The sequence below is a fragment of the Streptomyces pseudoechinosporeus genome (assembly GCF_054783935.1).
In genome coordinates, this window is record NZ_BAAGPS010000057.1 from 1 (window position 1) to 18765 (window position 18765).

The 18765-nt window shown below is 68.8% G+C and carries 17 protein-coding genes and 1 pseudogene; 13 read left to right on the top strand and 5 right to left on the bottom strand.

Annotation, left to right across the window (positions count from 1 at the left end; genetic code table 11):
- Nucleotides 1-63: 63 nt before the first annotated feature.
- From ACYVO6_RS37190 to ACYVO6_RS37220, 7 genes and pseudogenes are all read left to right on the top strand, one after another.
- Nucleotides 64-1074 (top strand): zinc-dependent alcohol dehydrogenase, encoded by a 1011-nt coding sequence (locus tag ACYVO6_RS37190; protein ID WP_461069182.1) that lies wholly within the window; start codon nt 64-66, stop codon nt 1072-1074.
- A 118-nt stretch (nt 1075-1192) separates the two neighbouring features.
- The gene (locus ACYVO6_RS37195) at nt 1193-2161 is read left to right on the top strand and encodes a hypothetical protein (RefSeq protein WP_033320709.1); all 969 of its coding nucleotides are present in this window, start codon (nt 1193-1195) and stop codon (nt 2159-2161) included.
- Nucleotides 2162-2264: 103 nt separating this feature from the next.
- A complete protein-coding gene (chvE, locus tag ACYVO6_RS37200) occupies nt 2265-3374 on the top strand; it encodes a multiple monosaccharide ABC transporter substrate-binding protein (RefSeq protein ID WP_461069185.1) in 1110 nt (369 codons plus the stop codon).
- 32 nt (nt 3375-3406) lie between these two features.
- Nucleotides 3407-4948, top strand: coding sequence for a multiple monosaccharide ABC transporter ATP-binding protein (mmsA, locus tag ACYVO6_RS37205; RefSeq protein ID WP_461069187.1), 1542 nt, complete (start codon nt 3407-3409; stop codon nt 4946-4948).
- A 5-nt stretch (nt 4949-4953) separates the two neighbouring features.
- Nucleotides 4954-6198 carry a multiple monosaccharide ABC transporter permease gene (gene mmsB / locus ACYVO6_RS37210; protein ID WP_461069189.1) on the top strand — a complete coding sequence of 415 codons (1245 nt, stop codon included), beginning with the start codon at nt 4954-4956 and terminating at the stop codon, nt 6196-6198.
- A 54-nt stretch (nt 6199-6252) separates the two neighbouring features.
- Nucleotides 6253-7320 (top strand): annotated as a pseudogene (locus tag ACYVO6_RS37215) (aldose epimerase family protein); the annotation flags it as partial.
- A gap of 123 nt (nt 7321-7443) precedes the next feature.
- Entirely contained in the window at nt 7444-9150 is a 1707-nt protein-coding gene (locus ACYVO6_RS37220) for a pyridoxal phosphate-dependent aminotransferase (RefSeq protein ID WP_461069191.1), read from the top strand.
- A gap of 145 nt (nt 9151-9295) precedes the next feature.
- Here the strand turns inward: ACYVO6_RS37220 and ACYVO6_RS37225 are convergent, their stop codons facing one another.
- From ACYVO6_RS37225 to ACYVO6_RS37235, 3 genes are all read right to left on the bottom strand, one after another.
- Entirely contained in the window at nt 9296-10732 is a 1437-nt protein-coding gene (locus ACYVO6_RS37225; RefSeq protein WP_461069193.1) for a family 43 glycosylhydrolase, read from the bottom strand.
- On the bottom strand, nt 10714-11724 hold the full coding sequence (locus ACYVO6_RS37230; protein WP_461069195.1) for an arabinan endo-1,5-alpha-L-arabinosidase: 1011 nt from the start codon (nt 11722-11724) through the stop codon (nt 10714-10716). The genes ACYVO6_RS37225 and ACYVO6_RS37230 overlap by 19 nt, the downstream gene beginning before the upstream one ends.
- Before the next feature lie 168 nt (nt 11725-11892).
- Entirely contained in the window at nt 11893-12132 is a 240-nt protein-coding gene (locus ACYVO6_RS37235; RefSeq protein WP_461069197.1) for a hypothetical protein, read from the bottom strand.
- Nucleotides 12133-12249: 117 nt separating this feature from the next.
- Here ACYVO6_RS37235 and ACYVO6_RS37240 point away from each other — a divergent pair, with 117 nt between their 5' ends.
- Nucleotides 12250-13155 (top strand): LysR family transcriptional regulator, encoded by a 906-nt coding sequence (locus ACYVO6_RS37240; RefSeq protein WP_461069199.1) that lies wholly within the window; start codon nt 12250-12252, stop codon nt 13153-13155.
- 24 nt (nt 13156-13179) lie between these two features.
- Here ACYVO6_RS37240 and ACYVO6_RS37245 read toward each other — a convergent pair whose 3' ends face one another.
- Both ACYVO6_RS37245 and ACYVO6_RS37250 read right to left on the bottom strand, forming a co-directional pair.
- Nucleotides 13180-13908, bottom strand: a complete 729-nt coding sequence (locus ACYVO6_RS37245) for a class I SAM-dependent methyltransferase (protein ID WP_461069201.1) — start codon at nt 13906-13908, stop codon at nt 13180-13182.
- 60 nt (nt 13909-13968) lie between these two features.
- On the bottom strand, nt 13969-14913 hold the full coding sequence (locus ACYVO6_RS37250) for an aminoglycoside phosphotransferase family protein (protein ID WP_461069203.1): 945 nt from the start codon (nt 14911-14913) through the stop codon (nt 13969-13971).
- 86 nt (nt 14914-14999) lie between these two features.
- Here ACYVO6_RS37250 and ACYVO6_RS37255 point away from each other — a divergent pair, with 86 nt between their 5' ends.
- The 5 genes from ACYVO6_RS37255 (at nt 15000) to ACYVO6_RS37275 (ending at nt 18719) form a co-directional block, all read left to right on the top strand.
- Nucleotides 15000-15689, top strand: coding sequence for a class I SAM-dependent methyltransferase (locus ACYVO6_RS37255; protein ID WP_461069205.1), 690 nt, complete (start codon nt 15000-15002; stop codon nt 15687-15689).
- A 60-nt stretch (nt 15690-15749) separates the two neighbouring features.
- Complete coding sequence (locus tag ACYVO6_RS37260; protein ID WP_461069207.1) at nt 15750-16100, top strand: hypothetical protein; 351 nt, start codon at nt 15750-15752, stop codon at nt 16098-16100.
- Nucleotides 16097-16954 carry an esterase-like activity of phytase family protein gene (locus ACYVO6_RS37265; RefSeq protein WP_461069209.1) on the top strand — a complete coding sequence of 286 codons (858 nt, stop codon included), beginning with the start codon at nt 16097-16099 and terminating at the stop codon, nt 16952-16954. Before ACYVO6_RS37260 ends, ACYVO6_RS37265 begins: the two co-directional genes overlap by 4 nt.
- Nucleotides 16955-17146: 192 nt before the next feature.
- Entirely contained in the window at nt 17147-17764 is a 618-nt protein-coding gene (locus ACYVO6_RS37270) for an RNA polymerase sigma factor (RefSeq protein WP_461069211.1), read from the top strand.
- Entirely contained in the window at nt 17757-18719 is a 963-nt protein-coding gene (locus ACYVO6_RS37275) for a CU044_5270 family protein (RefSeq protein ID WP_461069213.1), read from the top strand. Before ACYVO6_RS37270 ends, ACYVO6_RS37275 begins: the two co-directional genes overlap by 8 nt.
- Nucleotides 18720-18765 lie beyond the last annotated feature (46 nt).

Sequence of the window (18765 nt, forward strand, 5' to 3'; positions counted from 1 at the left end):
GGTCCGAAGGGGCGGCCACCGCCCCTTCGGAACCCCGACACGCCACCTCGACATGGAGCAGTCATGAGCGCCGCCCAGGCCGTCGTCATCGAGGCGCCGGGCGAGCACCGGCTGGTCCCGCACGAGCCCACCGCTCCGGCCGCCGGGGAGGCCCTCGTACGGGTCCACGCGAGCGGCATCTGCGGCAGTGACCGTGAGGTGTACCAGGGCAACAGGCCCGAGGGGTACGTCCGTTACCCCCTCACGCCGGGCCATGAGTGGTCCGGGACGGTCGAGGCGGTGGGGTCCGGGGTTCCGGAGTCCCTCGTCGGCCGCAAGGTGGTCGGTGAGGGCTTCCGCAACTGCCAGGTCTGCGACCGCTGCCACGCGGGCGAGACCACACTGTGCACCGCGGGATACGAGGAGACGGGGTTCACGCAGCCCGGCGCGATGGCGGCCACGCTGACGCTCCCGGCCCGGCTGCTCCACGTCCTCTCCGACGACGCGGACCTGACCGCCGCCGCCCTGCTGGAGCCGGCCGCCTGCATCGCGGCCGCCGCGCTCAAGGCGAACGCCCGGCCGGGCGAGAAGGTGGCCGTCGTCGGCACCGGGACGCTCGGGATGTTCGCCGTGCAGTTCCTGAAGGCGGGTTCCCCGGCCGAACTGCTCGTGGTCGGCACCCGCCCGGACCGCGCGGTCCTCTCCAAGGACTTCGGCGCCACGGACTTCCGTACCAAGGACGAGGAGCTCCCCGACGACTTCGACGTCGTCATCGAGACCGCCGGGTCCGCGGACGCGGCCCGCACCGCCGCCGCCCTGCTCAGACGCGGCGGACGGCTCGTCCTGACCGGTATCCCCGCTCCGGGTGCCGACGGACTCGACCCCACCGATCTCGTCGTACGGCAGCTGGAGGTGCACACCGTGTTCGGTGCGGCTCCGGAGGCCTGGGCGCACACGGTGCGGGTGTTCGGTGCCGGTCTGCTGAATCCGCTGCCGCTGGTCACCCACGAGCTGCCGCTGGAGGAGTTCGCGCACGCCATCGAGCTCGTCGGCTCCGGCGACCCGAAGGTCGGCAAGGTGCTGATCAAGCCATAGTTCCTGTGGCGCCCGCACCGCCCCACAAGCCGCACGCCGGTACGGAGACCTGACGCTCCGTACCGGCGTGCTTCCACACGAACCATGTCCGAAACATCGAACGCGAAGAAGGACAGTTGTGACCGACGCCTCCGCCACGGCCGCCCGTCGACCCGGTGAGCCGCAGCTCGCCGCGCTCGGCCTGAGCGCGCCCGCCCTCGACCCCGCCGACGCCTCACCGCACAGCTTCCCCGGAGGCGGCCGCTGGCGCACCGAGATCCCCTCGTGCGAGGGTCCCGAGGCGCTGGCCGTGGTCCTCAAGGAGTCTTCTCGGCTCGATGTGCCGATCCACCGGATCAGCCAGGGCAGCGGCGTATGGATGCTGAGCGACGCCGAGATCACCGAGATGGTCGAGGCCACCGCCGAGCGCGACATCGAGCTCTGCCTGTTCACGGGCCCGCGCGGCACCTGGGACATCGGCGGCTCGACCCGTACCGACTCCCGCGGCGGAGGTCTGCGCGCCCGCGGTCATGACGCGGTCGCCGGGTGTCTTGAAGACGCCGTCCGTGCAACGGAGTTGGGCGTAAAGTGCCTCCTCGTGGCTGACGAGGGCGTGCTGTGGACCCTGCACCGGGCACGTGCGGCCGGGATCATCCCCGCCGACACGACGCTCAAGGTCTCCGCGCTGATCGGCCCCGTCAACCCGGCCGCGTACGCGGTGTACGAGCAGCTCGGCGGCGACTCCATCAATGTGCCCAGCGATCTGACCCTGGACCATCTCACGGAGATCCGCCGGGTCAGCGCGGCCCCCATGGACATGTACATCGAGGCCCCGGACGATCTCGGCGGCTATGTGCGAATGTACGAGGTCGCCGAGCTGATCCGGCGCGGCGCCCCGCTCTACCTGAAGTTCGGCCTGTCCAAGGCCCCCGGGATCTACCCGTACGGGGCCCATATGCGGGATCTGACCCTGAGCACGGCCAAGGAGCGGGTGCGGCGCGGCCGGCTCGCTTTGGACCTGCTCGCGCGGCATGGAGCGGATGGCGAGATGGCGCCGCTGGGCTCGCGGCTGCCCGGCAAGCTGAACCGGTTCGAAATTCCCTCATAACGTTCCGGCTAAACCCTCTTCACAAAAGCTCACGCAGCCGCACACAATCCGACAGCCCCGTCAGATCGATCCGGCGCACCCTCACACATCAAGGATGATGATCATGCGCAACCGCAGAAGTGCCCTCGCTGTCATAGCCGCGGCCTCCTCCCTCGCCCTCACCCTCTCCGCCTGCGGTCAGGACAGCGAAGGCGGCAGCGAGAGCGACAAGGGAGACACGAAGGGCTCCACCGTCGGTATCGCCATGCCGACCAAGTCCTCCGAGCGCTGGATCGCCGACGGCGCCAACGTGGAGAAGAACCTCAAGGCGGCCGGCTACAAGACCAAGCTGGCCTTCGGTGAGGACGACCCCGACACCCAGGTCTCGCAGATCGAGAACATGATCACGCAGGGTGTCTCCGCGCTGATCATCGCCGCGATCGACAACAAGTCGCTGGACAACGTTCTCCAGCAGGCCAAGGACGCCGACATCCCGGTGATCTCCTACGACCGCCTGATCCTCAACTCGCCGAACGTCGACTACTACGCGTCGTTCGACAACGAGAAGGTCGGCGAGCTGCAGGGCACCCAGATCGTCGAGAAGCTCGGTCTGCAGGACGGCTCCAAGAAGGGCCCGTTCAACGTCGAGCTCTTCGCGGGCTCGAACGACGACAACAACACCCAGTACTTCTTCAACGGCGCGATGAAGGTCCTCCAGCCCTACATCGACAAGAAGCAGCTCGTGGTCAAGTCGGGCCAGACGAAGCTGACCCAGGTCACCACGCTGCGCTGGGACGGTGGCACCGCCCAGAAGCGCATGGAGGAGCTCCTGACCGCGGCCTACAGGAAGGACAAGGTCGACGCGGTGCTCTCGCCGTACGACGGCATCTCCATCGGCATCCTGTCGGCGCTGAAGTCGGACGACTACGGCAAGAGCAAGCCGATGCCGGTCGTCACCGGACAGGACGCCGAGGTCGCCTCGCTGAAGTCGATCAAGGCGGGCGAGCAGACGGCGACCGTCTTCAAGGACACCCGTGAGCTCGCGAAGGTCGCCGCGAACATGGTCGACTCGGTACTCAACGACAAGAAGCCCGAGATCAACGACACCAAGTCGTACAACAACGGCGCGAAGGTCGTGCCCGCGTTCCTGCTGACCCCGGTGAGCGTCGACAAGACCAACTACCAGAAGGTCGTCATCGACTCCGGCTACGTCAAGGCCAGCGACGTCAACTGACCGCCACCCCCTAGGGATTGGAAGGCACGACCATGGCGGGACCCGTCCTGGAAATGCGCTCGATCGTCAAGACCTTTCCGGGCGTCAAGGCGCTCTCGGACGTCTCCCTGAGCGTCCGGCCGGGCGAGGTCCACGCCATCTGCGGTGAGAACGGCGCCGGAAAGTCGACCCTCATGAAGGTCCTCTCCGGCGTCCATCCGCACGGCAGCTACGAGGGCGAGATCCTCTTCGAGGGAGAGGCCTGCTCCTTCAAGGACATCCGGGCGAGCGAGCAGCACGGCATCGTGATCATCCACCAGGAGCTTGCGCTGGTGCCGTATCTCTCCATCGCGGAGAACATCTTCCTCGGCAACGAACACGCCACGCGCGGGTTCATCAGCTGGACCGAGACGCTGAAGCACGCGACCGAACTGCTGCGCAGGGTCGGGCTCGACGAACACCCGGACACCCGGGTCGCCGACATCGGCGTGGGCAAGCAGCAGCTCGTCGAGATCGCGAAGGCGCTGTCGAAGAAGGTGAAGCTGCTGATCCTCGACGAGCCGACGGCGGCTCTGAACGACGAGGACTCCGGCAAGCTCCTCCAGCTCATCCTGGGGCTGAAGGAGCAGGGCATCACCTCGATCATCATTTCGCACAAACTCAACGAGATCGAGAGCGTCGCGGACTCGGTGACGATCCTGCGCGACGGGCGGTCCATCGAGACGCTCGACGTGAAGGCGCCGGAGACCACCGAGGACCGGATCATCAGCGGCATGGTCGGGCGCGACCTCGACCACCGCTTCCCGGAGCGCACCCCGCACGACACGGAGGTGGGCGCGGCTCCGGCCCTGGAGATCCGCAACTGGACCGTCCACCACCCGATCGACCAGCAGCGCAAGGTGGTCGACGACGTGTCGATCCAGGTGCGCCGCGGGGAGATCGTGGGCATCGCGGGGCTCATGGGAGCCGGGCGCACCGAGCTCGCGATGAGCGTCTTCGGGCGCACCTACGGCCGGTACGCGGGCGGCACCGTCCTCAAGGACGGCAAGGAGATCCGTACGAAGACCGTGCCCGAGGCGGTCAAGCACGGGATCGCGTACGTCACCGAGGACCGCAAGCACTACGGCCTCAACCTCATCGACACCATCAACCGGAACATCTCGCTCAGCGCCCTCGGCAAGGTCGCCAAGCGCGGTGTCGTCGACGAGCACGACGAGCGGCAGGTCGCCGAGGGCTTCCGCAAGTCGATGAACATCAAGGCGCCGACCGTCTTCGAGCCGGTGGGCAAGCTGTCCGGCGGCAACCAGCAGAAGGTCGTCCTCAGCAAGTGGATCTTCGCCGGTCCGGACGTGCTGATTCTGGACGAGCCGACCCGCGGCATCGACGTGGGCGCCAAGTTCGAGATCTACACGGTCATCGACAAACTGGCCGCCGAGGGCAAGGCGGTCGTCTTCATCTCCTCCGAGCTGCCGGAACTGCTCGGAATGTGCGACCGCATCTACACGATGGCCGCCGGAAAGCTGACCGGTGAGGTCCCGCGGGCCGAGGCCACGCAGGAAGTGCTGATGCGCCAGATGACGAAGGACAAGAGGTAAGACGGATGAGCACGAATGTGACCGCCAAGTCCCCGACCCCGGCGCCCGCCGGCAAGGGCGGCTCGACCGGGGGCGACGGCCTGCTGCAGCTGATGATGGACGGCATGCGCCGCAACATGCGGCAGTACGGCATGCTGATCGCTCTCGGCCTGATCGTGGTGCTGTTCGCGGTGTGGACGGACGGCGACCTGCTGCTGCCGCGCAACGTCTCCAACCTGGTGCTGCAGAACAGCTACATCCTGATCCTCGCGATCGGCATGATGCTCGTCATCATCGCGGGCCACATCGACCTGTCGGTCGGCTCACTCACCGCCTTCGTGGGCGCGGTCGGTGCCGTACTGATGGTCAATCACGACGTGGCCTGGCCACTGGCCGTGGTGCTGTGCCTGCTCCTGGGCGCCGCCGCCGGAGCCCTGCAAGGGTTCTTCATCGCCTATCTCGGCATACCATCCTTCATCGTCACCCTCGCGGGAATGCTGCTCTTCCGCGGTCTGACGGAGATCTTCCTCGAAGGCCAGACGATCGGCCCGTTCCCCAAGGGTCTGCAGGACGTCTCCAACGGCTTCCTTCCCGAGGTCGGGCCGGACACCAACTACCACAACCTCACCCTGCTCCTCGGCTTCGCCGTGATCGCGTTCGTGGTGCTGCAGGAGGTCCGTGACCGCAGGCGGCAGCAGGAGTTCGCGCTCGACGTGCCGCCCACCAAGCTCTTCCTGCTGAAGATCGTGGCGCTCGTCGCCGCCGTCCTCACGGTCACGATGATGCTCGCCAGCTACAAGGGCGCCCCGGTGGTGCTGCTCATCCTCGGCGTCCTCGTCGTCGGCTTCGGCTACGTCATGCGCAACGCCGTCATCGGCCGCCACGTGTACGCGATCGGCGGCAACCTGCCCGCGGCGAAGCTGTCCGGTGTGCGGGACAAGAAGGTCACCTTCCTGGTCTTCCTCAACATGGGCATGCTCGCGGCGCTGGCCGGTCTGGTCTTTGCGGCCCGCTTCAACGCGGCCTCGCCCAAGGCCGGTGTGAACTTCGAGCTCGAGGCGATCGCCGCGTCCTTCATCGGCGGCGCGTCGATGAGCGGCGGCGTCGGCACGGTCCTCGGCGCGATCATCGGTGGTCTCGTCCTCGGCGTGCTGAACAACGGCATGAACCTCGTCGGTGTCGGCAGCGACTGGCAGCAGGTCATCAAGGGCCTGGTGCTGCTCGCGGCGGTCGGCTTCGACGTGTGGAACAAGCGCAAGGTCGGTTCGTAAGTTTCCTTTCCGTACGGGGGCCCGCGAGGGCCCCCGTACCCATGTCCGCCCACGGCCACAGGAGGCAGGAAGCCCGTGAAGGAGCTCTTCGGCAAGCTCGCCGACGGGACGAAGATCTACCGCTGGTCGCTGGAGAACGGCGGCACGCGCCTGAAGGTCCTCTCCTACGGCGGCATCGTCCAGTCCCTGGAGATCCCCGACAGCCGCGGCCGGTACGCGAACGTGTCCCTCGGTTTCGCCACCATCGAGGACTACGTCGCTTCCAGCCCGTACTTCGGCGCGCTGATCGGCCGGTACGGAAACCGCATCGACCAGGGCAAGTTCACGCTGGACGGCAAGGCGTACCAGGTGGACGTCAACGACGGCGAGAACAGCCTGCACGGCGGCGCCAAGGGCTTCGACAAGCGCGTGTGGGACATCGAGCCCTTCACCGAGGGCTCCGACGTCGGTCTGTACCTGTCCTACACGTCCGTCGACGGCGAGATGGGCTATCCCGGCACGCTGAAGACGAAGGTCACGTACATCCTGACCCAGCAGGGCGACTGGCGTATCGACTACGAGGCCACCACCGACAAGGCGACGGTCGTCAACCTCACCAGCCATGTGTACTGGAACCTCGCGGGCGAGAACAGCGGTTCCATCTACGACCACGAGCTGACGATCGCCGCCGCCCGCTACACCCCGGTCGACAAGGGCCTCATCCCCACCGGTGAGCTTGCCCCCGTCGCGGACACCCCCTTCGACTTCCGCGTCAAGAAGACCGTCGGCGGGGACCTCCGCGGGGCGCACCAGCAGCTGCTGTACGCGCAGGGCATCGACCACAACCTGGTGCTCGACAAGGGCATCACGGCCGAGCCCGAGCACATCGCGACGCTGTGCGACCCGTCCTCCGGCCGCACCCTGTCGATCTCGACGACCGAGCCGGGCGTGCAGTTCTACTCCGGGAACTTCCTCGACGGGACGCTCGTCGGCACCGGCGGCACCATCTACCGCCAGGGCGACGCGCTGTGCCTGGAGACCCAGCACTTCCCGGACTCGCCGAACCAGCCGGAGTTCCCGTCCACGACGCTCCGGCCAGGCCAGACGTACCGCTCGGCGACTGTCCACTCGTTCGGCCGCTGAAACGTTCCGGGGAGAACAAATCTCCCCAGGTTTCCCATCAGTTGAACACCGACGCATCCCCGTCCGTACAAGGAAGCGGCCCGCATCATGTCCGCGCGGGCCGCCCCCACGGACGGAGGGTCCATGGCCGACAACGTCACCTCGCTGTTCCGCACCGGCGCGCACAGCCCGTCAATGGCCGCGCTGGCACGAGAGAGCGGGGAGTCGGGTCCGCTGGACTTCTGTATCCCGTGCAATCCGTACTTTCCGACGCCCGCGATGTTCGACGAGCTGACGCACCGGCTCCGCGAGATCATCACGTTCTACCCGAGCAGCGCCGACACCATCACCGGTGAGCTGTGCAATCTGCTCCAACTGCCCCCGCAGTGTGTCGCGATGGGCAACGGGTCGACCGAACTGATCACCTGGATCGACCACTTGATGGTGCGCGAGTCCCTGGCCATCCCCGTCCCCACCTTCGGCCGCTGGACCGACCAGCCGATGGAGACCGGCAAGCGCGTCGACATGTTCCCGCTCCAGGAGAGCAACGGCTTCGCCCTCGATCCGGCCCAGTACATCCAGTTCATCCGCTCCCGCGGCAGCCGGGTCGCCGTCATCTGCAATCCGAACAACCCCGACGGCGGCTTTCTGCCGCGCCAGACGATCCTCGCCTTCTGCGACGCCCTCGCCGATCTGGATCTGATCATCATCGACGAGTCGTTCCTGGAGTTCGCCGACGCGGAGGCCGAGCCGAGCGTCGTCGAGGACGCGGTGATGCGCCCCAACGTGGTCGTGCTGCGCAGCCTCGGCAAGAACTTCGGCCTGCACGGCATCCGCTTCGGCTACCTGGTCGCCAACCCGTCCCTGGCCGGCAAGATCCGCTCCATGCTGCCGAAGTGGAACCTCAACTCCTTCGCGGAGACCGTGGTGTTCATGCTCCGGGACCATGGCGCCGAGTACCTGGAGAGCCTGCACCAGGTCCGCCGCGACCGCCTCGACATGGCCCGCCAGCTGTCCCAGCTGCCCGGTCTGACGGTGTATCCGTCACAGGGCAACTTCCTCTTCGTGCGCCTCCCCGTGGGCGCCGAGGGCACCGTGGTCCGGGATCAGCTGCTCACCGAGCACCGGATCCTGGTCCGCGAGTGCGGCAACAAGATCGGCTCGTCCAGTCGCTTCCTGCGACTCGTGGTCCGGCCCCAGGTGGATGTGCGTCGCCTGGTGTCCGGCCTGGAGTCGGTGCTCTACGGGTCCAGGAGGGGAGCCGCCGTGCCTGAGCCGAACAATAACTACAGCTCGGGCACGGCGGCCGTGGACCGGCTCGTCAGCTCCACGAACGGATCGGGCATGCAGGGCCTCGCCGCCGCGGCCCAGGGGCAGGGCCAGCAGCAACAACAGCCGCAGCAGCAGCCGCAGTTGGCGCCGGTCGCCCAGTGGCCGCAGCAGCAACAGCAACCGCAGCTGGCGCCGGTCGCCCAGGGGCGGCAGCAGCAGGGGCTGCTTACCGCTGTGGGCGCCATGGGTCAGGGACAGGGACAGGGACAGCAAGGCCAGCAGCAGCCTCAGCAGCCGATGACCGCGATGGCTCAAGCCCAGCAGCAGGCCGGTCTGAGCCCCGTGGGCGCGGGTCAGCCCCAGCAGCCGGGGCTGAGCCCGGTGGCCGCGAGCGGCCAGCCGCAGCAGGAACCGTGGCTGACCCCCGTGGGCCAGCCGCAACCCCAGCAGCAGCCGGGCCTCACGCCGGTCGCCCAGCCCGGTCCGCAGCCGATGCCGCAGCCCACCCGCTGGCCGGCCGCCGCCGCGTCCCGCGGCACCCCTTGGCCGGACGCCCCCGCGAACAACCGGGTCGGCTGACCGACGAGCCGGACCGGTTGCCCGGAGGCCTCGCTCTTCCCGCGACGAGGCCTCCGCCGGCCGGGAGGATCGGGCCGTGTTGCCCAGGACCTTCGCCAGCGGGTCCCATGTCCTCCCGGCCGCGGCTCCCTCACGCGGTTCGTGCTCAGGCCGGCCGTAGCTGCCACTGCTGGCAGTTGTTGTTCAGCCACGACCACTGCCGTACGTCCGCTCCGTCGGCGGTGGAGCAGTCGGCGACGTCGGCGACCTTGCCGGTGGCCTGGTTGACGATCCGTACGTAGCCGCCGCTCGTGGCGTGGAACCGGAACCGCTGGCAGGTGTTGTTCAGCCACGACCACTGGCGCAGGTCGGCGCCGTCGGCCGAGGAGCAGTCCGCCGTGTCCAGCACCTTGCCGCTCGCGACGTTCACCAGGCGGTGCGTGTCGTCGCCCAGATCCTCCAGACGCCAGCGCTGGTTGTTCCCGCCGCTGCACGTCCACTGCTGCACATTGGCTCCGTCAGCGCTGGAACTGCCTGCCAGATCAAGGCACTTGCCGCTGTTCCGGTTGACGACCGTGTACGTGGTCGAGGCGGCCGACGGCTCCCCCGAGGGCCCGGGGAGCGAGGCGCCGAGCCTCACCGGCGTACCGAAGTTCGGCGAACCGTCCGAGTTCCAGGTGATCTTCTGCGCCCGCGCCGTACGCCCGTTGTCGCAGCCCTCGCTCGCGTTGTCGTTGGCGTGGTAGACGAACCAGTCCTCGGCGCCGTCGGGCGACTTGAAGTGGCCGTGGTGGCCGGGCCCGTAGACGCCGTTGGCGTCGTTGCGCTGGAAGACGGGCGTGGACTTCTTCGTCCAGGAGGCGGCGGCCAGGGGGTTGGAGCCGGTGAGGGTGAGCTGGCCGAGCTTGTAGTCGGGGGTCCAGCAGCCGCTCGCCGAGTAGATCAGCCGTGTCGTCCCGTTCCGCTGGAGGATCTCGGGGCCCTCGTTGACCGGGGCGCCCGAGCGCTCCCAGTCGTGCGTGGGCGTGGAGATCGTCGAGAACGAGCCGCTGACCGTGTACGGGTTGGACATCCGCGCGGCGACCAGGTTCTGCGTACCGCCGCCGCTCGCGCTGCCGAACAGGTACAGGCTTCCGTTGATGGTCGCCACGCTCGGGTCGAGCATCCAGACGCTGTTGAGCTGGTTCTTGTACGTGTACGGCCCCATCGGGTCCGAGCCGGCGCTCTCCAGGACGTGGGTGCGCTGGGTGGGGATGTAGTCGGAGACGTTCTGGCCCGCGACGTAGTACAGGTACCAGCGGCCGTTCAGGAAGTGCAGCTCCGGCGCCCAGATGTTGCAGCAGCGCGAGGCCGCGTCGCCCGTCCACACCTGCACGCTCGGCGCGCTCGACAGACCGGCGAGCGTCGGCGACTTGCGGATGGTGATGGCATCGGTCCAACTCGTCGTCACCAGGTAGTAGTTGCCGTCGTGGTACGAGATCCAGGGGTCGGCGCCCTTCTGCGCCTTGACCGGGTTGGTGAAGGAGGCGGCGCTCGCGGAGGACTGCCCCAGGGACAGCGCGAGGAGGAGGGCCGCCAGCAGGGTCAGTAGGCGACGGGCCATCCGCTGCTCCAGTTCAGAAGGTTGATGCCGAGCTTGGGAGTGCCGTTGTCCTGGCCGTCGTAGTAGTGGTAGACGATCAGGTCGCCGTCCACGTCGTTCATGATCGACTGTCCGCCGGGGCCGATGTAGCGGCCGTGCGACTCCAGTACGGGCGTACCGCCGTTGTTCATCATGGCGACGCCGTTCTTGTCGTGGTACGGCCCGGTGATGCTGGTGGCGCGGCCGACCTTGACCTTGTACGTGGAGTTGGTGCCGGCGCAGCAGGTGTCGTACGAGGCGAACAGGTAGTAGTAGCCGTTCCGTTTGACGATGTACGGGGCCTCGACGGCCTTCGTGCCGGTGGGGCGGGAGGCGAGCGAGTAGCGGGTGGTGTTGGAGCTCAGCTGCTTCCCGGTCGACGGGTTGATCTGGATCATCTTGATCCCGGACCACCAACTGCCGAACGACAGCCACCACTTGCCGTCGTCGTTCACGAAGAGATTCGGGTCGATGGCGTTGTAGTCGGTCGACGAGCTCGAGGTGTAGACGACGCCCTGGTCGCTCCAGCTGCCCGGCTGGCCGGTCGTCGAAGTCGCAAGCCCGATTGCCGAGTTCTGGGAGCCGAAGGACGAGACGGAGTAGTACATCAGGTACCTACCGCCGTGGTACGAGATGTCGGGCGCCCAGGCCTCCGGTACGGAGGAGTAGTTCCGCCACCAGCTCGGCTTGCTGGAGAAGGCGTCGCTGCCGTTTCGGAAGGCGGTGCGGTCGCTGGACGTCTTGCTGGAGATGCCGCCGCCGGTGGCGTAGAGCAGGTACTGGCCCGACGAGGTGCGGATCATCGTCGGGTCATGGGTGACGATGTCGCCGGTGACGCGGCCGGGGTTCGGGTACGCGGACGCGGTGCTCGGGACGAGGGCGAGCAGGATTGCGGCGGGGACGGCGAGGAGGGTGGTTCGGCGGCTGGGTCTGCGGGTGCTTCTGCGAGCGGTGCGGCGGGAGGTGCGGCTCACGCGGATCCTCCTACGGGTGGGGGGCGTTCTACGGGGGCCGTTCGAAATCCTGAACAGTGGTCATGACTTCGAACGGGACCGTAGAATCGAACCCCTTGCGCGTCAACGGTTCGCGCAGCAACTCCCGCCACGCCGGTCGTCGAATCCCGTTCGACAACTCATCCGAACTCACCTGTCGCACAGGTCCCTTGACGCCACGGCGGGGTCGGCGGGCCGGCTGCGCGAGACGACGCGCAGGCCGGTGGCGTCCACGACGCGCACCTGGAGCGAACCGCAGCCGCAGCGCGTCCACACCGTGACGCCCGCCGCGGTGGTGTGCCGGGACACCACCTGGAAGGGCTCGGCGTGGTCCGGCCACCCGCAGTGCGGGCATACGCCGCCGGTCCTGCGGTCGGCTGTGCTGGTCATCTCGGACTCCTCCTGGTGGAACGGTTGGGCTGATCGTCGCGACACAGCCAGGGTGTACCGATGCCTTTGTGTATGTCCAGGTTGACTTGCTGGACTTCATCGTGAAGCGTGGACTTCATGATTGACCTACGCCGACTGCACGTCCTGAGGGCGGTCGACCACTACGGAACGGTCACCGCCGCCGCCCGTGCCCTGCACTTCACCCCGTCCGCCGCCTCCCAGCAGATCCGGCAGCTCGCCCGTGACCTGGACGTCGACCTGCTGGAGCCCCAGGGCCGCGGCGTACGGCTCACCCCGGCCGCGCGGAGTCTGCTCACGCACGCCGACGCGATCCAGGCCCGCTGGGAGCGCGCGGAGCTCGACCTGCGGGCCGACCACGGCGAGCCCGCAGGGCTGCTGCGGACGAGCGGCTTCCCGCTGGCCATCTCGGTGCTGCTCGCCCCGATGGCGGCGCATCTGCGCAAGCGCCATCCGCGGCTGGCCGTCAGGATTCAGGAGGCGGAGGTCCCGGAGAGTTTCGACCTGCTCTTCGAGGGCGAGATCGATCTGGCGATCGTCGAGGCGACCCCGCTCAACCCGCCGCTCAGCGACGCCCGCTTCGACCAACAGCCGCTCCTGGACGACCCGTTCGACCTGGTCGTACCCGACACGCACCGCCTGGCACGGCTCGACCGGGTCGACCTCGCGGACGCCGCGCGCGAGGAGTGGATCGCCCCGGTCCCCGAGAGCCCCTGCCGCCCGCACGTCCTCTCGGCGTGCGGCGGCGCCGGCTTCACCCCCGACGTCGTCCACCAGGCGATGGACTGGAACGTCATGGCCCACCTGGTCGCCCACGGCCTGGGCGTCGCCCTGATCCCCCGCCTGGCCCACATCACCCCACACCTGCCGATCACCCGAGTCCGTTGCACAGGCGACCCCCACCGCAAACTCCTCACCTGCACCCGCGCCTCCGGCCACGACCGCCCGGCCGTGGCGGCGGCATTGCGCGAACTCCGGGAGGTCGCGCCGACGGCGGTGGCGTGACGGGAGCGGTACACCCGTATCGCTCTAACCCGGCCGCAGTGCGAGGAAGACGAACTCCCGCCCCGGCCGGTCAGGCGCGTCCCGAACGTCCTCCACCACATACCCCAGCGCGGCCAACTCCGCCTCCACCTCCTCCCGCTCACGGAAGCGCAGCGTCGAGTCCGACGTCATCACCTGCCCGTCCGCAGCGAACACATAGGTCGAGCGGAACGTCACCAGTGGCTCGCTGACCTCGATCAACTCGCCCCAGTTCTCGACCGTGCCGACGCCCGGAATCTCCGTAACGCTGTACGTGGCCTCCCGGTTCCACGCCTCCCAGGCGCGCCTGGCGGGATCCCGGGTCTCGAACACGAACCGCCCGCCCGGCCGCAGCGCGTCGTAGGCCCCTCGCAGGGTCTCCTGCCAGACCTGCGGGTCGACGACGGCCTGGGCGGCGTTCCCGGTCATGGTCGCGAGGTCAACTCGCAGCGGCGGAAGCGCTGTCGCATCGCCATGGATCCAGCGCACCCGGTCGCCACCCGGCTTGGCCCGGGCCACGTCGAGGGACGCGGCGGCAGGATCAACACCGACAACCTCGATCCCGCGATCGGCCAGCAGAAGCGCCAACACCCCTGTCCCACAGCCGATATCCAGCACCCGGCGCGCCCCGAACTCCTCCACGACACGGACGTACGCATCGAGATCGCGGCGATCCGGATCGAGCGCATCGTAGATCGCGGCGAGCCGTGGATGCCCGAACAATTCGTCTGCCATGCGGCCGAAGGTATCCGGGGACGAGGCTCAACTGCCGCTCGTTTTTGGCGGCCGACGGGGTCAGCGTGGGTCGGGGTCTGCCTCCGTGAGCAACTCCGCCAGGCCGTCCGCGAATTCGGTGATCCGGTCCAGTCGTGGTCCGCTGCGGGCGACGCGGAAGCCGTGGCGGCGGCCGTGGAACGCGGCCTGGACGGCGTGGAACTGGGCCCAGCGCCGGGCGCGTTCGCGGTCGAGTTCCGCAGCCTCGGCGAACACGTCCAGCGCGCGGCGGACCGCCTTGCGCAGGTCGTCCGCTTCGAGAAGCCTCAGTGCGCGCGCCTTGAGCAGCGTGCCGCCGTCGTAGGCCGGGTCTCCCGCGTAGCCCTTCGGGTCGACGGCCAGCCAGGGCTCGCGGTCGGCGCGCAGGATGTTGCGGGCGTGCAGGTCGCCGTGGATGACGGTGTCCGGCTGGGTGCGGCCCAGCTCGCGGACGGTCGCCAGGGCGGCGTCCAGGACATGACGCGGCAGGGTGTGCGGCAACTCCTCGGCGTCCCTGCGCAGTTGCTCCTCCCAGGCGTCGGCCCGCTCGCGCAGCCGGGGCAGCCCGGGCGGTGCGGGGACGGCAAGGCGGCGGTTGAGCCGCCCGGCCACCGTCACCACCTCGTCGTCGTCCTCGACCTCGGCCAGAGTCGACGTCCTGGCCCGCTCCAGCAGCATCGCGAACCGCTCGTCGTCACGCTCGTACAGCCGGACGGCCCCGCGCCCGCCCCACACCGTGAACGCGTCCGGCTCATGGACGTTGCCGGGGTGCGGAAACGACACCTTCAGCACAGCCGTCCCCTCGGCCCGCCGTCGCACGGGGACGATGACACCGACACCACCGTGCATGACCTCGCCGTCCGGCACGCACTCCCAGCGCCCCAGCAACTCGTCCACGATCCTGGGCAGTTCGGCAAGCCACGCGGCTCCGGCCTCTCCTTCACGCTCGACCGTGCTCCGCGCGAACACCTCTGGTATCCGGATCATCCGGGCACCTTACGCCCCAGCAGGCCGCCCCTCACTGCCCCGCAAGGTCACTGGGTGGTGGGAGCCGTGCCCGGGACAATGGTCCCATGACGACTTCTCACCTGGTCTCCGCGACCGAGTTGGAACGATCATCCGTGGTCGCCAACAACGCGATGAACCGCGAGCGCGGTCTGGCCGGTGTGAACAGCTACGCCCGTGAGCTCGGTTTCGACCCTCTCGCGTACCTGGCAGAGCGCGCCGCCGCCCCGTCGTGGCTCGACCTGTGCTGCGGCGAGGGCCGCGCCCTGCACCAGGCCGCGTCCGCTCTTCCTGCCGTCGCGGTACTCACCGGCGTCGACCTGGTGGGGCCGCTCGCCCCCGTGCCGACACCGCCCACGTTGGAACGGGTCACCGCCTCTGTCTCGCACTGGGCACCGAAACGGACGTACGACCTGATCACCTGTGTGCACGGCCTGCACTACGTCGGCGACCAGCTCGGCCTGCTCGCCGGGGCCGCCTCCTGGCTCGCTCCCGACGGCCTGCTGCTCGCCCACTTCGACCCCGACTCGATCCGCTGGGCCGACGGTTCACCTGCCGGGCGGGCTGCCGTGACAGCGTTGCGCACAGTCGGCTTCCGCTACAGCGCCCGCCACCACCGCCTCACGCTCCAGGGGACGCGCAGCATAAGGCTCCCCTTCCGCTACCTGGGAGCCGACCCGGCCGCCGGCCCGAACTACACGGGCCAGCCTGCGGTCGCGTCCCACTACGACCCTGACGAGGTGGCAGTCTCCGAATAGGCGGCGCGCTGCGGCGGTGAGGGTGGTGTTTCGGGGTCGCGCACAGTAGAACTGGGCCCCATGTCTGATCAGCAGCCAGCCCCTCACCCGCCCCAGATGCCCGGTGCGCCCTGGGCGTACGCGCCACCGCAGGCCTGGCCGGTCAGCGCCATGTACCGGCGACGGGCCCGTATTCTCACCTGGCTCACAGTCATCATCGCGGTCTTCATGGTGGTTGCGCTCGTGGTGAGCGTTGTCTTCGTTGAACTCGCGAACGCGGACACTTACTACGCTCCCCTCGGTTACCTCGCCCTCATCCTCTGGGTCGGGATCGCCGCTGCGATCCCGGTCCTGCTCGCGGTCGCCATCCCCGGTGCGGCCATGAGGCGGCGTGTGCGGCAGCAGCGACAGGCGGGGATCCCATTCTGGTGAGGCGCCGCCAGGCGTGCACGACGGCGGCGGCGGCGAGCGGGGGCGACCGCCGCGGCAAGCAGCAGGTGGGGCGGGCCGACGACGGCCGCGCTTACGGCGCCGATGACTTCGACGGCGAGGCCACCGTCCTCGAAAAGGACGGGGAGCACGTGCTGGTGGCCTCCGAGTCCGGCCCGTCGGTCAGCCGCTTCAACGTCGTGACCGGCAAGATGGTGGCCGATTTCCCGGTGCCGGAACGATTCCGGACCTCTGGGAAGGGCGACGCGGCGGCGAACGCGATCTTCGAGTCGATGGCCCTCTCTCCGGACGGCCGTCATCTGTATGTGGGCCTGGAGGAGCCGCTCAGAGGCGACGGCTCGAACCAGGGACGCGAGCTGATCCGTATCCTGCGCTACACGCAAGGGCCGGGCGGCCAGTACGTCCCTGACGCCCAGTTCGCCTACGAGACGGACTCGGGTCTGCGACTCGCGGACCTCACGACGGTGGGGAACGACCGGTTCCTCGCGCTGGAGCGCGGCTACACCGAGGGGCAGGGCAACAGCGTTCACATCTGCGAGATCTCGTTCGCCGGGCTGCCGGACGTCAGCTCTGCCGAATCCCTCGCGACCGAACAGTCCGTCGCCTTCATCCCCAAGACCGAAGTGGTCGACGTGGGCAAGTGTCCGCCGTCCGGCGCCACTTCGAAGCAGACTCAGGCCAACCCCCTCCTGGAAAACGCCGAGGGCATGGCGCTCGGTCCCCGCCTGACGCAGGGCGCTTACGACGGGCGGCGCCCGCTGTATCTCGTAACGGACGACAACAACAGCGCCGAGCAGACGACCCGCTTCTACGCCCTCGCGGTCACCGGCCTGTGAGCGACGCCGAGGATCGGACTCGGACACTTGAGCAAGGCTCACCCGGCCCTCCAGGGCTGCGCCGCGGAACTTCCGCGGCGCAGCCCTGGGGACCGGCGGCCAGGGGCCCGAGGGAACTCGCCGGGGGCGACGGGCGAAGGAGAGATGAAAGCCCAAGCCTTCGAAGCGTTTCCCAGGACGAGAGGAGCCCCGATGACCGTCGAGCCAGGCGTCCGCACGGGGGCGGAGAGCGATGCCTTGGTAATTGCGCGGTCCCGGGATGAGCCCGAGGTATTCGCCGTGCTCTTCGACCGGCACGCGGATGCGGTACACCGTTATCTGGCCCGTAGGCTCGGCGGCGAGCCGGCCGACGACCTCATGGCGGAGACCTTCACCACTGCTTTCCAGCAGCGGCACCGGTACGACCCCGCGCGGGCCACGGGCGACAATGCCCGGCCCTGGCTGTTCGGCATAGCGACCAACCTGGTCGGCCGGCACCGGCGGGCCGAGGCCCGCCGGTTCAAGGCCCTGGCCCGCATCCCGGCTCCCGCCGACCACGAGGAGCCGCTGGCCGACCGGGCTGCGGCCCGGGTGGGGGCACAGGCCGTACGCCGCGAGCTGGCGGCGGCACTGGCCGCACTGCCTGCGCGGCACCGGGACGTGCTGCTGCTGGTGGCGTGGGGCGGTCTCGGCTACGAGGAGGTGGCCCAGGCCCTCGGTGTCCCCATCGGCACGGTCAGATCACGGCTGCACCGGGCTCGCAGCAAGCTACGCGAAGCGTTGGGCGGATCCGATCCGACGACACTGCGAGAGGCATCCGGCCATGACTGACGAACTCGAACTCCTGCGGGACTGGAACGCGGACGCGGCCCCGCTCACCGAACCGGCCCGAGCGCAGGCCCGCCACCGACTGCTCAACACGATTGCGCGCACGGAGCGGCACCCCGACACCGCACCCAGCCGCCGCCACGCGCTGCGCCTCGCGACAGCCGCGGTGGTCGCCATGGCGATCACGGGGACGGCGGTGCTGATCACCACCGAGGGCGAAGGCCCGGACCGCGCGGGCACGGTCGCCCCGCAGATGCGCAACGCCGCCGCTGCGAAGGTGCTGAACGGGGCGGCGGCGTACGCGGGAAATCAGGAGACGCCCGTAGCGCCGCGCGACGACCAGTTCATCTACTCGAAGCGGATCATCAAGGAGACGGACCGGAAGACCGGCAAGGTCAAGACCTTTGTGGACGTGAACTGGGACTCGGTGGACGGCTCCAAGCGCTCCCTGACCATGGAGCGCGGCAACGTGATCTGGGAGGAGCCCATGAAGGACGGCAGCTTCGTGTGGCCTCCCCGGGAGTGGAGCAAGCTCAAGAAGCTCCCGACCGATCCGGAGAAGCTCGTTCCGGCCATCATCTCCGCCCGCGGCACGACCGACCGGTCGATCGACGACCTCTCCGGCTTCGACTGGTTCCAGGCCTATTTCCTGCTCGGCGAGCTCCTGAAGCAGCCGGTGCTGCCCCCCGGGATGCGTCCCGCCGCGTACGAGGCACTGGCCCTGGTGCCCGGGGTCAAGGCGATTCCGGGCGTGAAGGACTCTGCCGGGCGCACGGGAGTGGGGATCGCTTACACCGGACAGGGGTCCCAGAAGGGCAGCTACCTCATCTTTGATGCGGAATCCTATGAATTCCTGGGCTTCCGCAGTGAGGGGTCTACGGCTTCCGGCAGGATGTACATCCAGCTGTCGCACACGGTGGAGTGGGCGATCGTCGACCGCTTGAGGCAGCGCCCCTAGGCCCCCTGGCCAGGGCCGATAACCGGACATGCCGAAGGGCGTCCAC